Here is a 15,535-nt window from a genome sequence, read left to right as displayed (position 1 = left end):
GCTACAGCCGCGGCATCGCGTCCGGCCGCACCTCGCGGGCCTGCGCCGCCAGCCGGATCGCGGCATTGGCCGCACCGAAGCCCTGATAGTTGCGCCGCTGCACGATCTCGAAGAAGAAGCGCTCCTCGAAGATATGGGTGTAGACTTGGAAGAACTCGGCGTCGCCGTCGCGGTCGTACAGGATCTCGTTGGCACGGAGCGCTGCGATCGTCTCGGGCGCAAGATCATACTTGGCTTCGAGATCGTCGTAGTAGTTATCGGGAATGTCGAGGAAGCCGGCGCCGCGGGCGCGCATCTCGGCCACGGCTGCAAAAATGTCGTCGCAGGAGAACGCGATGTGCTGGACGCCGGAACCGAAGAACTCGGAGATGAAACGCGAAGACAAGGTGCGCGTCGCCGAGGAGCCGTTGAGGATGAAGCGCAGGCTGCGATCGCCGTTGACGATCGCCTGGCTCTGCACGAGGCCTCGGGGGTCGGCGATCTCCATCTGCGGCAGCCGCGAGAAGTCGATGATCCCGGCATAGAACAGCAGCCAGGACAGCATCTCTTCATACGGCATCGACTGGGCGATGTGATCGACCGCGACGAGACGGTCGGTGCTCCTGTCGCTGGCGACAGCTTCGAAATCGACGTCCCAGTGCCGCCCGTGCGTATCCAGGAAGTACAACAGGCTGCCGCCGACGCCGTGGATCGCCGGAATTTCCAGTTCCCCCGGCCCGACCGGCTGCGTGAAGGTGCGCGTCTTCAAGGACTGCGCCCGCGCCATGGCACGAGCGGCGCTGTCGACGTCCAGCGCCAACGCGCAGACGCCTGCCCCATGCGTGACGTAATGCGAATGCGCAAAGCTGGCCGGCTCGCAGTTGATCACCAGCTCGATTGCGCCCTGGGACCAGCGCTGCACCGCCTTGCTGCGGTGACGCCCCGTCTTGCGGAAGCCAAGCTGCCCGAACAGTCTCGCCAGAGACTCCGCTTTGTCCTCGCTGACCGCGAATTCCACGAAGCCGATGCCGTGGCTCTTGACCCGAGGCTCGAAGCGCGGCTCCGGCTGGGCGGGCATCTTCCCGGCGAGGTCATCCTGCAACAGCAGCAGCGAGCGCATGCCGTCGAGCGCGGTGCGCGGCGCCGAGCCGGCGCGGAACTGATCGTTGAAGATCTCCAGCGACAGCGGCCCCGTATAGCCGGTCGCGGCCACCGCCTCCATGAACTCCCCGACCGGCAGATCGCCTTGCCCGGGAAAGCTGCGGAAATGCCGGCTCCAGGACAGCACATCCAGTTCGAGCTTCGGCGCATCGGCGAGTTGCACCAGGAAGATCTTGTCGGCGGGAATGGAGCGAATCGCGTTGGTCGGCAGCGCCGGTGCGAGCGCATGGAAACTGTCGAGGATGACGCCGATGGCTTTGTGATCGGCGCGGCGCACGATCTCCCAGGCATCGCGATAGTCATGCACGTGACGGCCCCAGGCCAGCGCCTCATAGCCGACGCGCAGACCCCGCTTCGCGGCGCGCTCGCCGAGCTCGTGGAAATCGGCGGCGGCGCGGTCGATGCCGCCGAGCGAGGCCGGCGACACGCTGCTGCAGATCAGCAGCAGATCCGTGCCCAGCTCCTGCATCAGGTCGAACTTGCGCTCGGCGCGGATGACGTTGCGCGCGCGCTGCGGCTCCGGCATGCCCTCGAAATCGCGGAACGGCTGATAGGCGCAGATCGCAAGTCCGAGGTCGCGGCACATCTGCCCGATCTCGCGCGGCCGCATCCCGAACGCGACCAGATCGTTCTCGAAGATCTCGACCGTATCGAAGCCGGCGGCAGCGATCGCCTTGAGCTTCTCGTCGAGCGCGCCAGAGATGGAGACGGTTGCGATCGAGCGCTGGTTCATGCCGCCGTCTCCTCCATCGCGCCGCCCAGGAACAGCTGGCCGATGCGCGGATCGGCCAGCACGCGATCGGCCTTGTCGATGATGCGGGTGCGGCCGAGCTCGAGCACGATGCCGTAGTCGGAGATCTCCAGCGCCGAGCGCGCATTCTGCTCGATCAGGAGCACCGAGACGCCGCGGTCGCGCAATTGTTTCAGCATGTCGAAGGTCTGATGCACCATCAAGGGCGACAGGCCGATGGAGGGCTCGTCGATCAGCACCAGCTGCGGCTCGAGAAGCAGCCCGCGCGCGATCTCGAGCTGCTTCTGCTCGCCGCCCGACAGGGTCGAGGCCTGACGATCCGCCTTCTTGCGCAGCACCGGAAAGACGTCGAGCGCCGCCTCGACGCGGGCGGTCAGATCGAGATCGCGCGAAGCGGCGACGCCGCCAAGCTCGATGTTGTGACGCACCGACAGCTCGCCGAAGATGTTGCGGCCCTGCGGGATGTAGCAGATGCCGGCGCCGAGCAGCGCGCGCTGGCTCAAGCCGGTGACGTCGCGGCCCTTGAAGACCACCTTGCCTTCGCGCAGCTTGAGCAGGCCGAAGATCGCCTTGAACACGGTCGACTTGCCGGCGCCGTTCGGACCGATGACGGTGGTGATCGAGCCCGCCGGCACCGAGAAGGTCGTGCCGTTGAGGATCGTCATCTTGCCGTAGCCGCCGACGAGGTTCTGGACATCGAGAATGGGATCGCTCATCGCCGGCTCCCTCAGTGTCCGAGATAGGCTTCGATCACGGCCGGGTTGGCCCTGATCTCGTCGGGTTTGCCGATCGCAAGCACCTTGCCTTCCGCCATCACCATCACGCGCGAGCACAGCGACATCACAAACTCCATGTTGTGCTCGATCACGACGAAGGTGGCGCGGCGCTCGCGATTGATCGCGATCAGCCGCTCCTTGAGGTCGCCCAGCATGGTCGGGTTGACGCCGCCTGCAGGCTCGTCGAGCAGCACCAGCCGCGGGCCGCCCATGAAGGCCATCGCGGCATCGAGCAGCTTCTGCTGACCATAGGACAAGCCACCGGCCGGCTCGTTGGCGAGGTGCTCCAGCTTGAAGAAGCCGATCATCTGATCGGCGGTCGTGGTCAGGCCGGCATCCGACGGACCGAACAGGCGCGACAGCATGCTGCCGCGATGCTCCTGTCCCGCAAGGATCAGATTGTCGCGCACCGACAGTTTCGGGAACACCTGCAGCAACTGAAACGTGCGGCTGACGCCGAGCCGGTTCAGCTCCGCCGGACGCTGTCCAGTGACGAGCTTGCCGTCGACCCTGACCTCGCCGGCACTCGGCACCAGCTGGCCGAGGATACAGTTGAACAGGGTCGACTTGCCGCAGCCGTTGGGGCCGATCAGGCCGAGGATCTCGCCCTCGTGCACGTCGAAGCTGACGCCGTTGACGGCGGTGATGCCGCCGAAGCTCTTCTTGACGTCGCGTACGTCGAGGACTGCGGTCATCGCGCGGCCTCCAGCTTGGATTGGGCCGCGGCCCGCAGCGCGGAGGCAGCCTGGGTTCGCCGTGAGCTGAGATAGCGATCGATAATGCCAAGGATGCCGGTGGGCGAGTAGATCAGCAGCAGGATGACCGCCACGGCATAGAGCATCAAATAGTAGCCCTCGGCGAAGCGCAGCCACTCCGGCAGCAGCACCGCGATCATGGCGCCCAGGAACGGCCCGAGCATGAAGCCAGCGCCGCCGACGATCACCATCATCAGGAGGTCGAGCGAAAGCTGCAGGTTGAACGGCACCGGGTCGACATATTGCGTCAGCGGCGCATAGAGCACGCCGGCGATGCCGCCGAGCACGGAGCCGATTGCGAACGCCATCAGCGTGTAGCGCCTGGTGTCGATGCCGAGCGACTGCGCCCGGATCGGGTTCTCGCGCAGCGCCATGAAGGCGCGGCCCCAGGGCGAGCGGATCAGCCACCACATCGCCAGCGTCACCAGACCGAGCGAGCCGAGGCAGAGGTAATAGAACGGCAATGGCTTGCGGGTCGGAAAGCCGAAGATTTCCGGGCGCGGAATGTTGCTGATGCCGTAGATGCCGTTGGTGAGCCAGCTCTCGTTGCGAAACACCAGGAACGCCAAGGTCGAGAAGGCGAGCGTGACAAAGGCGAGATAGTGGTGCTGCACGCGCAGCGCCGGATAGCCCAAGAGCCAGCCGACGGCGAAGCAGATCACGATGACGAGCCCTAGCGCGGCGATCAGTGGCCAGCCATGCGTAGTCAGGATCGCGGCCCCGTAGGCGCCGATGCCGACGAACGCGCCCTGGGCCAGCGACACCTGTCCGGCATAACCGAGCGTGAGGTTGAGCCCCATGGCCGCAATGGTCATGACCGCCCACTGGCTCAGAATATACAGGCCGTAGCGGTTGAAGTTCATCGGGATGATGATCAGACCCGCGATGATGACGAGACCGAGCGCGACGAGAAGCAGTTTGCTGTGCTTGCTCATACCGTACGCTCCTCGGCGCGTCCGAGCAGGCCCTGCGGCCGGAACAGGATGACAAGGATCAGCAGCACCATCGGAACGGCGGCGCGATACTGAGTGGAGACGTAGGCGGCGGCGAGGTTGTCGACGACGCCGATCAGGAGACCGCCGGCAATGGCGCCGCGCACCTGGTTGAAGCCGCCGACAATGGCGGCGATAAACGCGGCCTGCCCGAGCACCTCACCGCTGGAAAACTTCGCGAGATAGATCGGCGTGATCAGCAGCGAGGCCAGCGCCACCAGCACGGCGTTGATCAGGAAGGTCAGGAGGATCATACGCTCGACAGGCACGCCGATGATGCGCGCCACCGTCGGGTTCTGCGCCGCCGCCTGCATCTGGTGACCGAGCGACGTACGGTTCAAGAGTGTGGTCAGGCCGACGACGGCCAGGATCGCGACGGCGAGCACACCGAGGCTCTGCAGCGAAATCGCACGTCCGAGGATCGAGACATCGCCGACCGGCACGATCGAGGGGAAAGGCGAGGCCTCGGCGCTGAAGAACTGCTTCACCGCCTCCTTGATCCCGACCGCCAGCGCCATGGTGGCGATCGCCAGCGGCAGCACGCCATGCCGCAGCATCGGATCGACCAGCAGCATCTTGAAGGCGAGACCGAGCAGCAGTGCCGACAACAGGATGCCGACGAGAACCGCGAGCCAGAACGGCGCGCCGAGATGCATCACCGCGAGCATCAGGAAGGCCGGCAGCATCACGAACTCGCCCTGGGCGAAGTTGATGGTCTGCGAGGTCTGCCACAGCAAGGTGAAGCCGACGGCAACGAGCGCGTAGATGGCGCCGGTGGCGAGACCCGCCACGATCAGGTCGAGCAGATTGGACATCGTTTCCCCCTAAGCCTTTGGGTGACGGCGGCACTAGCATCCCCTCCGGCGCCGCCGGTCGACCGTTGTCCTCAGTTGAGCTTCGGCAGCACCTGCTTCACGACCTGCTTGCCTTCGACCACCTCGACCAGGAAGCCCTGGCGATCGATGTCGCCGTTCTGGTCGAACGTGACATCCATCAGGATATTCGGCTCGGTCGAGGTCTTGATGGTCAGGCCGTGCAGCGTGTCGGCGAAGGCCTTGGAATCCACCTTGCCCATCTTCTCGGTCGTGGCCTTGACCATGTAGATCGCGAGATAGCCCTTGAGGCCGTTGTGATCCGGCACGTAGTTGTACTTCTTCACGAAGCGGTCGCGGAACGCCTTGATGGCCTCGATCGGTGCGTCGGTGGTGAGACCGACATGGCCGCGGGCGCCGTTGGCGGCATCGCCGGCGAGCTCGATCACCTTCTGGCCGACCAGCGTGGTCTCGCCGATCAGCGGCGCGGTCACGCCCTGGCGCTTGATCTCCTTGAGGATGCGCGCGCTCTCTTCCTCGTTGACATAGATGAAGACCGCATCCGGCGCCGCCGCCTTGATCTTGCTGACGTCGGCGGCGAAGTCGGCCTGGCCGGCTTCGGTCGAGAGGTCGGCCGCGACCTTGATGCCGAGACGGTTGAACTCCTTGGTGATGACGTCGCGACCGCCGCGGCCGAAATCATTGTTGACCCAGACCACCGCGACCGACTTCGCCTTCAGCTCATCGTTGATGTACTTCGCGACCTTCGGCATCGACGATTGCTGGCCGAACGAGGTGCGGAACAGGAACTTGTTGCCGGCCTGCGTGAGCTCGGCCGCTTCGCCGCCCATGATCTGGGTGATGCCGGCCTCGGCCGCCAGCGGCGCCGTCACCTTCACCGAGCCGGAATAGCCGGGCCCGAGCAGCACGTAGGGCTCGCCATCGAGCGCCTTCTGCACCTGCGCACGCGCAACGCCGGGGTTCGACTGCGAGTCGGCATGGCTGACCTCGATCTTGCGGCCGAGGATGCCGCCCTTGGCGTTGATTTCCTCGACGGCGAGATCGATGCCGTTCTTCCAGTTGTTGCCGACGGTGGCGCCACCGCCTGAGAGCTCGGCGACATTGGCGATCTTGATGGGGGCGCCGGATTGCGCGAAGGCGGCTCCGGACAGCAGCACGGCTGAGCACAGGCCAGCCAGGGTGATCGATCTCACGTTGTTTCCTCCTCTGTTTCCAAACGCTTGTTTGCGTTTCTTGCTTGAACGACTAGTCCGGCGCGTATTGGCCGGTTTGGTCAGGCGGCGTCAACCGCCGGATATCTCTCCGCCATATGGTTGTCGAACGCCGCGCCCATCGCCTCGGTCGAGGGCACGAGCCCCGTGAACAGCTCGAACGCGTCCGCCGCCTGATAGATCGCGAGCTCGCGCCCGAGCAGGACGTGGGCGCCCCGGGCCTTGGCGGCTTTCAGGAGTGGCGTCCACAGCGGCGAATAGACGGCGTCCGCGACCCAGAGATCGACGCGCAGCAAGTGTTCCGGCACCGGCGTACCGCGGTTCGGCAGCATCCCGATCGGTGTGCCGTTGACGACGCCCACCACCCCCTGCAGCGCCTCTTCGACGCTATCGGCCACCGTGATGGATTTGCCGCCCGGAAGCAGGTTCGCCAGCTTCTCCGCACGCGCACGCTCGGTGTCGTAGATGTGCAAGCCTGCGACGTCGAGGTTCGCAAGCGCGAACGCAATCGCTTTACCAACCCCGCCGGCCCCAATCAGCGCCACGACGCCGCGACCGGTCCGGCTGACCAGCGGCGCCACTGCCCGCTCGAAGCCGGTGGTATCGGTATTGTGGCCGATCAGCCGGCCATCGCGCACGACGACGGTATTGACGGCGCCCATCGCCGCCGCCTTCGGCGCGAGTTCGTCGAGCAGCTCGACCACAGCTTCCTTGTAGGGATAGGTCACATTGACCCCGGCAAAGCCGAGCCGGCGCACGCCTTCAAGCAGCGTCGCCAGACCCGCGCGATCGGCACCGGCCACCTCGATCAGCTGGTAATGGCAGCGCATGCCGAGCGCCGCCGCGGCATATTCGTGCATCGCGGGAGACGCCGAATGCGCGATCGGCGCACCGATCAAGCCGGTCAGGAATTTGCGGGCTTTGAGCGCGGAAAGATCGGGCACGTTCGCTTTTGTCTCTTGCTGCTGTGACGTGCGAGCGTCGCACGCGCGGATTTCGATGCAGACGATAGCGCGTTCGCTCGCTAACACAATTACTCAAATATCGGCTGAACCTAACATCATGTTATTTTTTGCCGCCGCCGGATTTCGCCGGTTTGGCCACCTGACGTCGGCCGGGCTCCAGCGCGCGCATCTCCGCGCGCAGGCAGTCGATGAAGTGTTCGGCGTAGAGCGACAGCGGCGTGCCGCGCTTGACGGCGATGTAGGTGTCGAACCGCGTGGGCTCGGCAATCTTGATCAACTCGATGCCGGGATAGCCGCCATGCGCGACCGTGAACTGGTCGATCACCGCGATGCCGAGCCCGGCCTTCACCAGCGCGCAGACCGTGGTGCCGAAGCGCGCCTTGATCGAGATGTTGTAGCTGAGTTTGTTGCGCGCGAAGATCTCCGCCATGATCCGGCCGTAGGGGTCGTTGGGATCGATGCCGATCAGCGGATAGCGCGTCATCTCGGCAGCCGACACCTGCTTGCGGCCGGCGAGTTCGTGTCCCGGCGGCACGATGCAGAACAATTCGCCTAAGGCCAGCGGCAGGAATTCGAGCCCGGAATGATCGAGCCGGTAGCTCATCGCCACGCACTCGCCCTTGCCCAGCATCAGATAGTCGATCGCTTCCTCGATCTTGAGAATGTTGATGTCGATGCCGAGATCGGGATAGCGGCGGCGGACGCGCTCGATCGCGCGCGGCACCATCACCTGGGAGATGCTGGGCACCGAGCCGACGCGCAGTTCCGACAGCGCGCCGCGGCCGATGTTGGAGATGATGTAGCTGAGATCGTCGACCTTCTCGTAGACGCTGTTGATCTGCTCGAAGATGTTCTGCGCCTCGGGGGTCGGGAAATAGCGGCCGTTCTGGCGCTGGAAGAAACGGATGCCGAGCGAACGCTCGGTGTATTTCACCAGACGGCTGACGCCCGGTGCCGACACCTTCAGCAGGCGCGCAGCGCCGTTGATGGTGCCCGTCACCATGACCGCGCGGATGACCTCGACCTGTCGCAACGTCATCATCGGCGCGGTCCCCGCACGCCGTCAGCCGGCATCATGGGCTGCCCGGCGGCGTCAGCACGACCGGCGGACGCGGCACGGGCCTGGGGCGCGGCGGCAGCGCACCCGGCGCGGGCTTGATCTCGACCGGCGGCGGCAAGGGCGCGACCTGCGGCTGGCTCGATGCCACCGGTGCCGCCGGCTGAGGCGCGGGAGCGGAGAGCGGCTGGGTCAGCGGCGGCACGACGGCGCGGGGACCGCCGAGCTTGGCGCGCGGCTCACGCCGCGGATCACGCCCGGGCAGCGGCACGTCGGCCGCGCTCGGCGCGGCCGGGCCAGCCTCGGGTGCACCGGGCAGCGACGCGGTGGACGACGGATAGGCCGGCGGCACCTCGCCGCGCGCGATCGCATCCAGACGCCGCGTTTCGCGATCGATCGCACGCACCGCGAGCCACGACGACAGCGAGGTGACGTCGACCGCGCGCGTCAGCGCCTCGGACGTGCCGATCACGAACAGCTGGATCTCGGGACGGCTGTTGGCGTTGCCGACGGTGTTCGCGCTCAGGCTGGCGCGAATGTCGGCCTGGTCGGCAGGAATGTCGAAGCCACCGGACACGACGGCGCGGGCGCCCTGCGCTTCGAGCGTGGTGGCGCCGACACGCAGCCGGCCATCGCGGATGATGAAGGGGATCTGAGCAGACGCGACCGGCAACGTCCCCGATGTCAGCACCGGCTCGATCACCTGCCGCAACTTGCCGTCGTCGCTCACCTGGCCTGCGTCGGCCGCGCGCAACGCCGCATCGAACGCCCGCGGGTCGAGATTGGGGAGCGCCGCATTGTCGAGCGTCACCGTGCCATTGCCCGAGAGCGCGTTGACCAGTGCCTGCACGCTGCGCCCTTCGGCGGCGAGCGTCATCTGCGCCGAAACCTTGCCGGTCGGCATCTTCAGGCTGTGATAGCGCAGCGCGTTGCCGTCGATGCCGGCGAGCTCGACGCGGCCGTTCAGGACGAGACCATTCGCGTTGGAGCGCGCATCGACGGTCGCGGTGACGTCGCCGCCGCCGAGCTTGCCCTTGAGGTTCTCGATGCTCAGCGACTGACCGTCGCTCTTGATGGCGCCGCCCAGCGGACGCAGATCAGTGCCGTTCAGAATGGCGCCGCTGAGGGCCTGGAACGAGACCCGCCCGCGCCATCCCTTCAAGAGACCTGCGCCGAGAGGCTCGGCCTGCTCACGCCCGGCTGCGCCGACCAGCACCGAGAACACTTGCGGCACGTCGAGCGCGTCCAGCCCGAGCTCACCATCGATCTGCTTGTCCTCGTCGAGCACCAGGGCGAGCCGGCCGCGCAGCCGCGATCCACCGACCGTGCTGTCGATGTCGTCGAGCGTCACGCGATTGTTGGAAAGACCGAGACGGCCGAACAGGCGGATGTTCTGCGCCGCCGGATCCTGCGGCTTCAATCCGAACAACGGCGACAGATTGGCGCTGCGCAGGCGCAGATTGACGTTGGCCTTGGCGGTGTCCCCCCAGGGATCGACGGAGCCTTGCGCATCGCCATCGAGCCCGGCGCCGGACAGCTTCGCATTCACCCGTAGCGGCGTGCGCCAGCTGCCGGTCACGCTGGCGTCGAACTGGGCCGGACCGTTGCCGGCCGCCGCGACGCGATCGAGCCCGAGCAGCGCCAGCACGACATTGCCCTGCTCGGCCGCGACGCGGCTCTCGATCCCAAGCTCGGTTCGATCGATCGCGTCGACCTCGAAGCTGCGCAGCGCCGCCGCCGACGGTTTGGCCGTCAGCGTCGCCGAGCCCTTGAGTTGCGGCGCATCGAGATCAAGCACCGCCTTGGCCTGGCTGCGGTCGGCATTGGCAGGATCCTTGGCGAGATCGAGCGTGAGCTTCAACCGGGCAGCACCGGCAGGCGTGCCGAGTGCATCGAAGCGCGCGGCGATCTGCGGCGCGAACGGCTGCACCAGCGCCGTGATCTCCTTGAGCGAGCCGGCCATCGAGGTCACGACCAGCCGCCCGGTCGCGTCGGCGCGATCGAAACGGCCGGAGCCCTCGCTCGTCACGCCGCCGCTCTGGCCAAACTTGATCTGGTCGATGGCGATGGTCTTGGGATCGTAGGAAAAGCGCGCGGTGAGCGGACGCAGCTCCTGGCCGCTGAGCTTGGCGCGGCCGACGTCGAGCGCCACGGTGGCCTCGGCGGGCCACTCGCCGGTGACGCCGACCAGCGACCGGGTCACGGCCATCGCCGCGTCGAGGTCGAGCCGGTCGCCCTTCAGCACCGCTTCGAAACGCGAGCCCGGCCCGGCCGACCGGTTGACGAGAGCGACGCGTCCATCGACGGAGCCGCCGTCGATATCGGCCTTGAGGCTGTCGATCGCGATCCGCTCCGGCGCCACGTTGAGGTCGCCGCGCAGCCGCAGCGGACGCTGGGTGCGGTAGCTGCTGTCGCTGCGGCCCTGCAGCCAGGCCACCAGCGTATCGGGCTCCGACGATTCGAGATCGAGCGCGCCGGTGAAGCCCGATGTCACCGAGGTCGAGATGCCGATGGTCCGGAAGGTCAGCCGCGTCGAACCGGGCGCGCGCAGATCGACCTTCTCGAGGCTCCATGCCGACGGCTCATTGTGCAAGTCGGCGGTGAAGTTCTGCACCGGGCGGCCGGAGAGCATGATCTGCTCGGTCGCGAACTGCACGTTGGCCGGCATCGGCAAGGTCGGCAGTTGTGCAATCCAGTTGCGCAGCGCCGGCAGCACCAGCGCGGGCGCAATCGCCCGCCGGTCCTTGACGTCGTCACCGCCGGCCAGGAGCTTGTCGGCATCGAGCTGGCGTGCGGACAGTGAGGCTTTCAGCACGGGGGCGGCGCCGAAACGGACGTCGCCGCTGCCTGCGAATTTCAGCGAGCGATCCTCCTGGCCGAAGCTGACCTCGATCTGGTCGAGCTTGGCCGTCGCCTGGTCGCCGACGATCTTGGTGGCGATGCGCCAAGGCGTCGCGCCGGCCTGGTTCAGCGGACGTGTCTTGGCCTGTTGGGCCTGCTTTGCGGACGGCTCCTTCGCAGACTGGGCGGGCTTGTCGTTGTCGGCGCCCTGCTCTTTCGGGGGCGACGACAGCGTCAGCGCGCCCTCGAACTTCGGCGAGCGGTTGGGAAAGCTGATGAGGCCTTCGATGTCGGCCATCACGAGACGCTCGCCCGGGTCGATGTTGAGGTGGACGCGCAGGCCGTTGGAGTCCTTGTCCTGGCTCGACGACACCCGGAACGGGTAGCGGCCGCCGCGGATCGACACGGCGCCGTCGCCGCGCAGGGAGCCAGCCAGCGAACGCACGTCGCCGGAGAAGACGATGTCGGTCAGCTCCAGCGTCGAGCGGCTGGCTGCGTCGTGCAGGGCGACGCGGCCGGTGAGATTGAGCCGGTCGATCGCGAGCGCGGCCAGGTTGAAGCGGCCGGAGGCAGCCGGCAGGTCGACCAGGCCCTTGGCATCGAGGCCGAGATCGGCGGCCATGCCGCCGATGGTGAGCTCGTTCGCCCGCCATTCCCCGCGCATCAGATCGCCGAGGCTGAACTCGACGTCGAGCTTGTCGGCGCGCAGCTTGCCGAGATGGTTGGCGCCGCCGAACGTGACCTGGCGCAGCCTTAAGGTCGGCGTCGGTAACAGCCGTGCATCCAGCGCACCGGCGACCCGCACGGGCACACCGATGACCTGGCTCGCCTCGGCCTCGAACTGCGGCCGGAACTGGTTCCAGTCGACGAAGTACGGGCCGATCAGCGCAGCAAGGAGCGCAAGGATGAAGGCAATCGCCAAGCCGAGCAGGGTCGTCTGCACGGGGTCTCCCTCAAAGGACAACGCTCCGGTGTCCCAACCTTAAAACCAATGCGGCCGCGGCCCACTGGCATCGATACCGGAGCGCTGCATCATATAGGATTAAGTATGGCGAAGTCACAGCGCTGTCGGTCTTTCCGGGGGCGTTGCACAACTCCGTTAACGAAGATGGTTACCAGTGGGCCGGCAGCCGCTTGAGGCCGCGCAGCACGAAGGTCGGCCGCCATTCCGGGTTGTCCGGATCGTCCAGCTTCAGCTCCGGCAGCCGCCGCAGCAGGGTTCCGATCGCGATCTCGGCCTCGATCCGGGCAAGCTGCGCGCCCAGGCAATGATGGATGCCGCCGCCGAACGACAGCGGCTTCACGTTTGGCCTGGTGATATCGAGCTGTTCCGGATTGTCCGGATACACGGCGGGATCGCGGTTGGCCGAGCCGAGCAGGCACAGCACGCTCTCGCCCGCAGGAATCCGCCGGCCGCCGAGATCCTCGATATCCTCGAGCGCGACCCGCCCGGTGAGCTGCACCGAGGAATCGTAGCGCAGGAACTCCTCGATCGCGTTGGTGATGAGCGCCGGCCGCGCCTTCAAGAGCGCCAACTGGTCCGGATTGCGGTGCAGCGCCAGCAGGCCGTTGCCAATCAGGTTGACCGTGGTCTCGTGCCCCGCGCCGAACAGCAGGATGATGTTGGCGGTGAGCTCCTCATGGCTGAGCTTGGCACCGTCCTCCTCGGCCTGCAGCAGCTGCGTCGTCAGGTCGTCGCCGGGATGTTTCCGGCGCAGCTCGAACAGGTGCTGGAAATACGCCTTGGACAAGGCATTGCCGGCGTTGCCCTCGGCGATCTCGGCCTTGGACAGCGGCACCGGCTCGAGCAGCCGGCCGCCCTCGCGCGAGCTCTTGTAGAACGCCTCGCGATGCTCCTCGGGAATGCCGAGCATATCGCAGATCACGGTGACGGGCAGCTTGAACGCGAAGTCCTCGATCAGGTCCATCCGGCCCTGCGGGATCACCTGATCGAGCGTGCGGTCGACGATCTCCTGGATGCGCGGCCGCATGTCCTCGACCCGCCGCGCCGTGAACGCCTTCACGACCAGGCCGCGCAACCGGGTGTGGTCCGGCGGGTCCTGCTGCAGCATCCAATGCCGCATGCTCTGGAACACCGGCTCCTGCATGATGTCGGGACCGTAGCGCCGGATCGAACGCGCGACGAAGTCCTTGCCGAAGCGCTTGTCGCGCAGCACCAGGCTCGATTCCGCGTGCCGGCTGGCGAGGAACGCGCCGAACGGCGTCACATGCATCGGATCGTTGTCGCGCAGTTGCGCATAGAAGGGATAGGGGTCGCGGATGAACTCCGGCGACAGCGGATTGAACAGCGGCGCAGCCTTGGCGGCCTGGACATGCTCGTTCATGTGGTCCCTCCCTTGGATTGGCCGATTAGCTCACGGCCGCGCGGCGATGGCAAGTCGGCCGGATCACACATCACGCCGTGGCCCCTGCCGTCCTTAACCTGTGCAATTGGCCGGCGACGAGGCGGACCCTGCGGGGTGCCGCGATCCAGATCGCCGCCGCCGAGACGAAGGCGCCGAGGAAGGCGATCACGAAGCCCGGCGTGTAGCTCAGGGTGTAGTCATAGAGCACGCCGGTCACCCACGGCCCTGCTGCGCCGCCGCACAGCCCGATCAGCATCAGCGTTCCGAAGATGCTGCCGAAATGCGCGCCCTGGAATATTTCCAGCGCGACCGCGCCCATCACCGAGGTCAGGCCGTAACCAAGCGCGCCCTGCGTCGCCACCATGACGTAGATCAGCACGAGCGACGGCGCGGCCTTGAGCGCGATCAGCGCGGCGAAGCAGATCGCGAAGCCGAGACAGCCTAATCCCCACACCGCCTCACGCCCCAGGCGATCCGACAGATGGCCGAGCGCGATCTGGCCGGGAATCCCGAGCAGGCTGACGGCCCCGAGCGCCCACACCGCGACGCTCGAGCTGAAGCCGATCTCGAGCAGGTATTTCGTCTGGTGCACCTGCACCGCGTACCAGACGTAGAGCCCGAAGAAATAGCCGAGCGCGAGCCACCAGAACCGGCCCGTGCGCAGCGCGCGCGACAATGTCCAGTCGGTGCCGGCCCAGGCGGCATCGACGATGTTGGAGACCGGTTTGACCGCATTGGCGAGCGGCGCGACGTCGCCGTCGGGACGCAGGCCGATCTCCTCCGGCTTCTTGCGCAGCAGCAGATTGATCGGCGCCAGCACGACCAGCACGACGATGCCCATCGCGGTGCAGGCCGTGCGCCAGTTGGTCTGCGCGATCATGTGCTGCACCCACGGCAACAGCGTCATCGAGCCGACGCCGACGCCGGCGAAGGCGATGCCGATCGCCAGCCCGCGGCGGCGAATGAACCAGTTCGGCAGGAACAAGGACTGGCCGGAATAGCCAAGGCAGACGCTGCCGGCGCCGACCATCACGCCGATCGTGATGTAGAGATGCCAGGGCTGCGAGGTCAGCGGCGCGAGCAGGAGACCGCCGGCCATCAGCGCGACGCCGAGTTCCATTACGGCCCGCGGGCCGGTGCGATCCATCAGCCGTCCGATCAGCGGACTGACGATTCCGGAGGCAACGAAGCCGAACGAGAACGCGCCGGCGGTGACGCCGCGGTCCCAGCCGAATTCGGCGAGGATCGGCGGATAGAACAGCGAGAACGCCGTGCGTGCATTGACGCCGACGGCCATCGTCACGAAGGTCACGGCGACGATGACCCAGCCATAATAGAACGGCAGGCGCATTGTTGTTTCACTCCCTGGTGCATCCTTCGCATCATCTGCATGCGGAGGGGTCAAGGATTTTCTACGCCGCGCCATCCCGTGTCAGTTACCTCCGAGGTCATGTGTGCGGCGCACAGATTGGAGGCAGCTCCTCTCCGCCGTCATTGCGAGCGCAGCGGCGCAACGAAGCAATCCAGACTCGTGCCGCGGAGAGATTCTGGATTGCTTCGCTGCGCTCGCAATGACGATTGTGGCGATAGCTTGAATCCGTCGATCGAACGCGCATCTATAATTCCGCGGCATGACATGCCCGGGCTGTGCAACGTCCGTTCACCCTCAATCAGGAGGGCGCAGGGAAGGCCGGGCGCTGGCCGCGCCCGTGGCCCGCCTGCTCAAAAAAATGCAGGCGGCAGGTACCACAGGTTCAGCCGAGATCACCCGGCCCTCCCTGCGCGATGGTCTTCACGCTTATATGCAGGCTTCCTGGCGCTCGGCTTGTTGGCCGCCATGCGCGACAA

General features: G+C 66.5%; 11 protein-coding genes. All 11 read right to left on the bottom strand.

All coding sequences use genetic code 11. From position 1 onward, the window contains the following. Position 1: 1 nt before the first annotated feature. The 11 genes from QX070_RS10560 to QX070_RS10510 all read right to left on the bottom strand — a co-directional run bounded on the left by QX070_RS10560 (position 2) and on the right by QX070_RS10510 (position 15,038). Positions 2–1,873 carry a bifunctional sugar phosphate isomerase/epimerase/4-hydroxyphenylpyruvate dioxygenase family protein gene (locus tag QX070_RS10560; RefSeq protein ID WP_315736857.1) on the bottom strand — a complete coding sequence of 624 codons (1,872 nt, stop codon included), beginning with the start codon at positions 1,871–1,873 and terminating at the stop codon, positions 2–4. Beyond that, entirely contained in the window at positions 1,870–2,607 is a 738-nt protein-coding gene (locus QX070_RS10555; RefSeq protein WP_315736856.1) for an ABC transporter ATP-binding protein, read from the bottom strand. Before QX070_RS10555 ends, QX070_RS10560 begins: the two co-directional genes overlap by 4 nt. A gap of 11 nt (positions 2,608–2,618) precedes the next feature. Beyond that, positions 2,619–3,362, bottom strand: coding sequence for an ABC transporter ATP-binding protein (locus QX070_RS10550; RefSeq protein WP_315736855.1), 744 nt, complete (start codon positions 3,360–3,362; stop codon positions 2,619–2,621). Further along, complete coding sequence (locus QX070_RS10545; protein WP_315736854.1) at positions 3,359–4,357, bottom strand: branched-chain amino acid ABC transporter permease; 999 nt, start codon at positions 4,355–4,357, stop codon at positions 3,359–3,361. The genes QX070_RS10550 and QX070_RS10545 overlap by 4 nt, the downstream gene beginning before the upstream one ends. After that, the gene (locus QX070_RS10540) at positions 4,354–5,229 is read right to left on the bottom strand and encodes a branched-chain amino acid ABC transporter permease (RefSeq protein WP_315736853.1); all 876 of its coding nucleotides are present in this window, start codon (positions 5,227–5,229) and stop codon (positions 4,354–4,356) included. Before QX070_RS10540 ends, QX070_RS10545 begins: the two co-directional genes overlap by 4 nt. Positions 5,230–5,300: 71 nt before the next feature. Continuing rightward, complete coding sequence (locus QX070_RS10535; RefSeq protein ID WP_315736852.1) at positions 5,301–6,440, bottom strand: ABC transporter substrate-binding protein; 1,140 nt, start codon at positions 6,438–6,440, stop codon at positions 5,301–5,303. An 80-nt stretch (positions 6,441–6,520) separates the two neighbouring features. After that, positions 6,521–7,402 (bottom strand): shikimate dehydrogenase, encoded by an 882-nt coding sequence (locus QX070_RS10530; RefSeq protein WP_315736851.1) that lies wholly within the window; start codon positions 7,400–7,402, stop codon positions 6,521–6,523. A gap of 121 nt (positions 7,403–7,523) precedes the next feature. Beyond that, positions 7,524–8,465 (bottom strand): LysR family transcriptional regulator, encoded by a 942-nt coding sequence (locus tag QX070_RS10525; protein WP_315736850.1) that lies wholly within the window; start codon positions 8,463–8,465, stop codon positions 7,524–7,526. Positions 8,466–8,496: 31 nt separating this feature from the next. Next, on the bottom strand, positions 8,497–12,264 hold the full coding sequence (locus QX070_RS10520) for an AsmA-like C-terminal region-containing protein (RefSeq protein ID WP_315736849.1): 3,768 nt from the start codon (positions 12,262–12,264) through the stop codon (positions 8,497–8,499). Positions 12,265–12,433: 169 nt separating this feature from the next. Further along, the gene (locus QX070_RS10515; protein WP_315736848.1) at positions 12,434–13,666 is read right to left on the bottom strand and encodes a cytochrome P450; all 1,233 of its coding nucleotides are present in this window, start codon (positions 13,664–13,666) and stop codon (positions 12,434–12,436) included. Between the two features lie 70 nt (positions 13,667–13,736). Continuing rightward, entirely contained in the window at positions 13,737–15,038 is a 1,302-nt protein-coding gene (locus tag QX070_RS10510) for an MFS transporter (RefSeq protein WP_315736847.1), read from the bottom strand. Positions 15,039–15,535: the final 497 nt, after the last annotated feature.

The sequence above is a fragment of the Bradyrhizobium sp. SZCCHNR1093 genome, assembly GCF_032381175.1.
Taxonomy (GTDB): Bacteria; Pseudomonadota; Alphaproteobacteria; order Rhizobiales; family Xanthobacteraceae; genus Bradyrhizobium.
The sequence above is the reverse complement of the archived record's forward strand: the minus strand, read 5'-3'. Positions and strand labels throughout refer to the sequence as shown.

Bases quoted from the DNA above. Each gene is read 5' to 3' on its own strand.
- QX070_RS10515 (WP_315736848.1), bottom strand. From the start codon at position 13,666: ATGAACGAGCATGTCCAGGCCGCCAAGGCTGCGCCGCTGTTCAATCCG.
- QX070_RS10555 (WP_315736856.1), bottom strand. From the start codon at position 2,607: ATGAGCGATCCCATTCTCGATGTCCAGAACCTCGTCGGCGGCTACGGC.
- QX070_RS10540 (WP_315736853.1), bottom strand. From the start codon at position 5,229: ATGTCCAATCTGCTCGACCTGATCGTGGCGGGTCTCGCCACCGGCGCC.
- QX070_RS10550 (WP_315736855.1), bottom strand. From the start codon at position 3,362: ATGACCGCAGTCCTCGACGTACGCGACGTCAAGAAGAGCTTCGGCGGC.
- QX070_RS10560 (WP_315736857.1), bottom strand. From the start codon at position 1,873: ATGAACCAGCGCTCGATCGCAACCGTCTCCATCTCTGGCGCGCTCGAC.
- QX070_RS10545 (WP_315736854.1), bottom strand. From the start codon at position 4,357: ATGAGCAAGCACAGCAAACTGCTTCTCGTCGCGCTCGGTCTCGTCATC.
- QX070_RS10525 (WP_315736850.1), bottom strand. From the start codon at position 8,465: ATGATGACGTTGCGACAGGTCGAGGTCATCCGCGCGGTCATGGTGACG.
- QX070_RS10510 (WP_315736847.1), bottom strand. From the start codon at position 15,038: ATGCGCCTGCCGTTCTATTATGGCTGGGTCATCGTCGCCGTGACCTTC.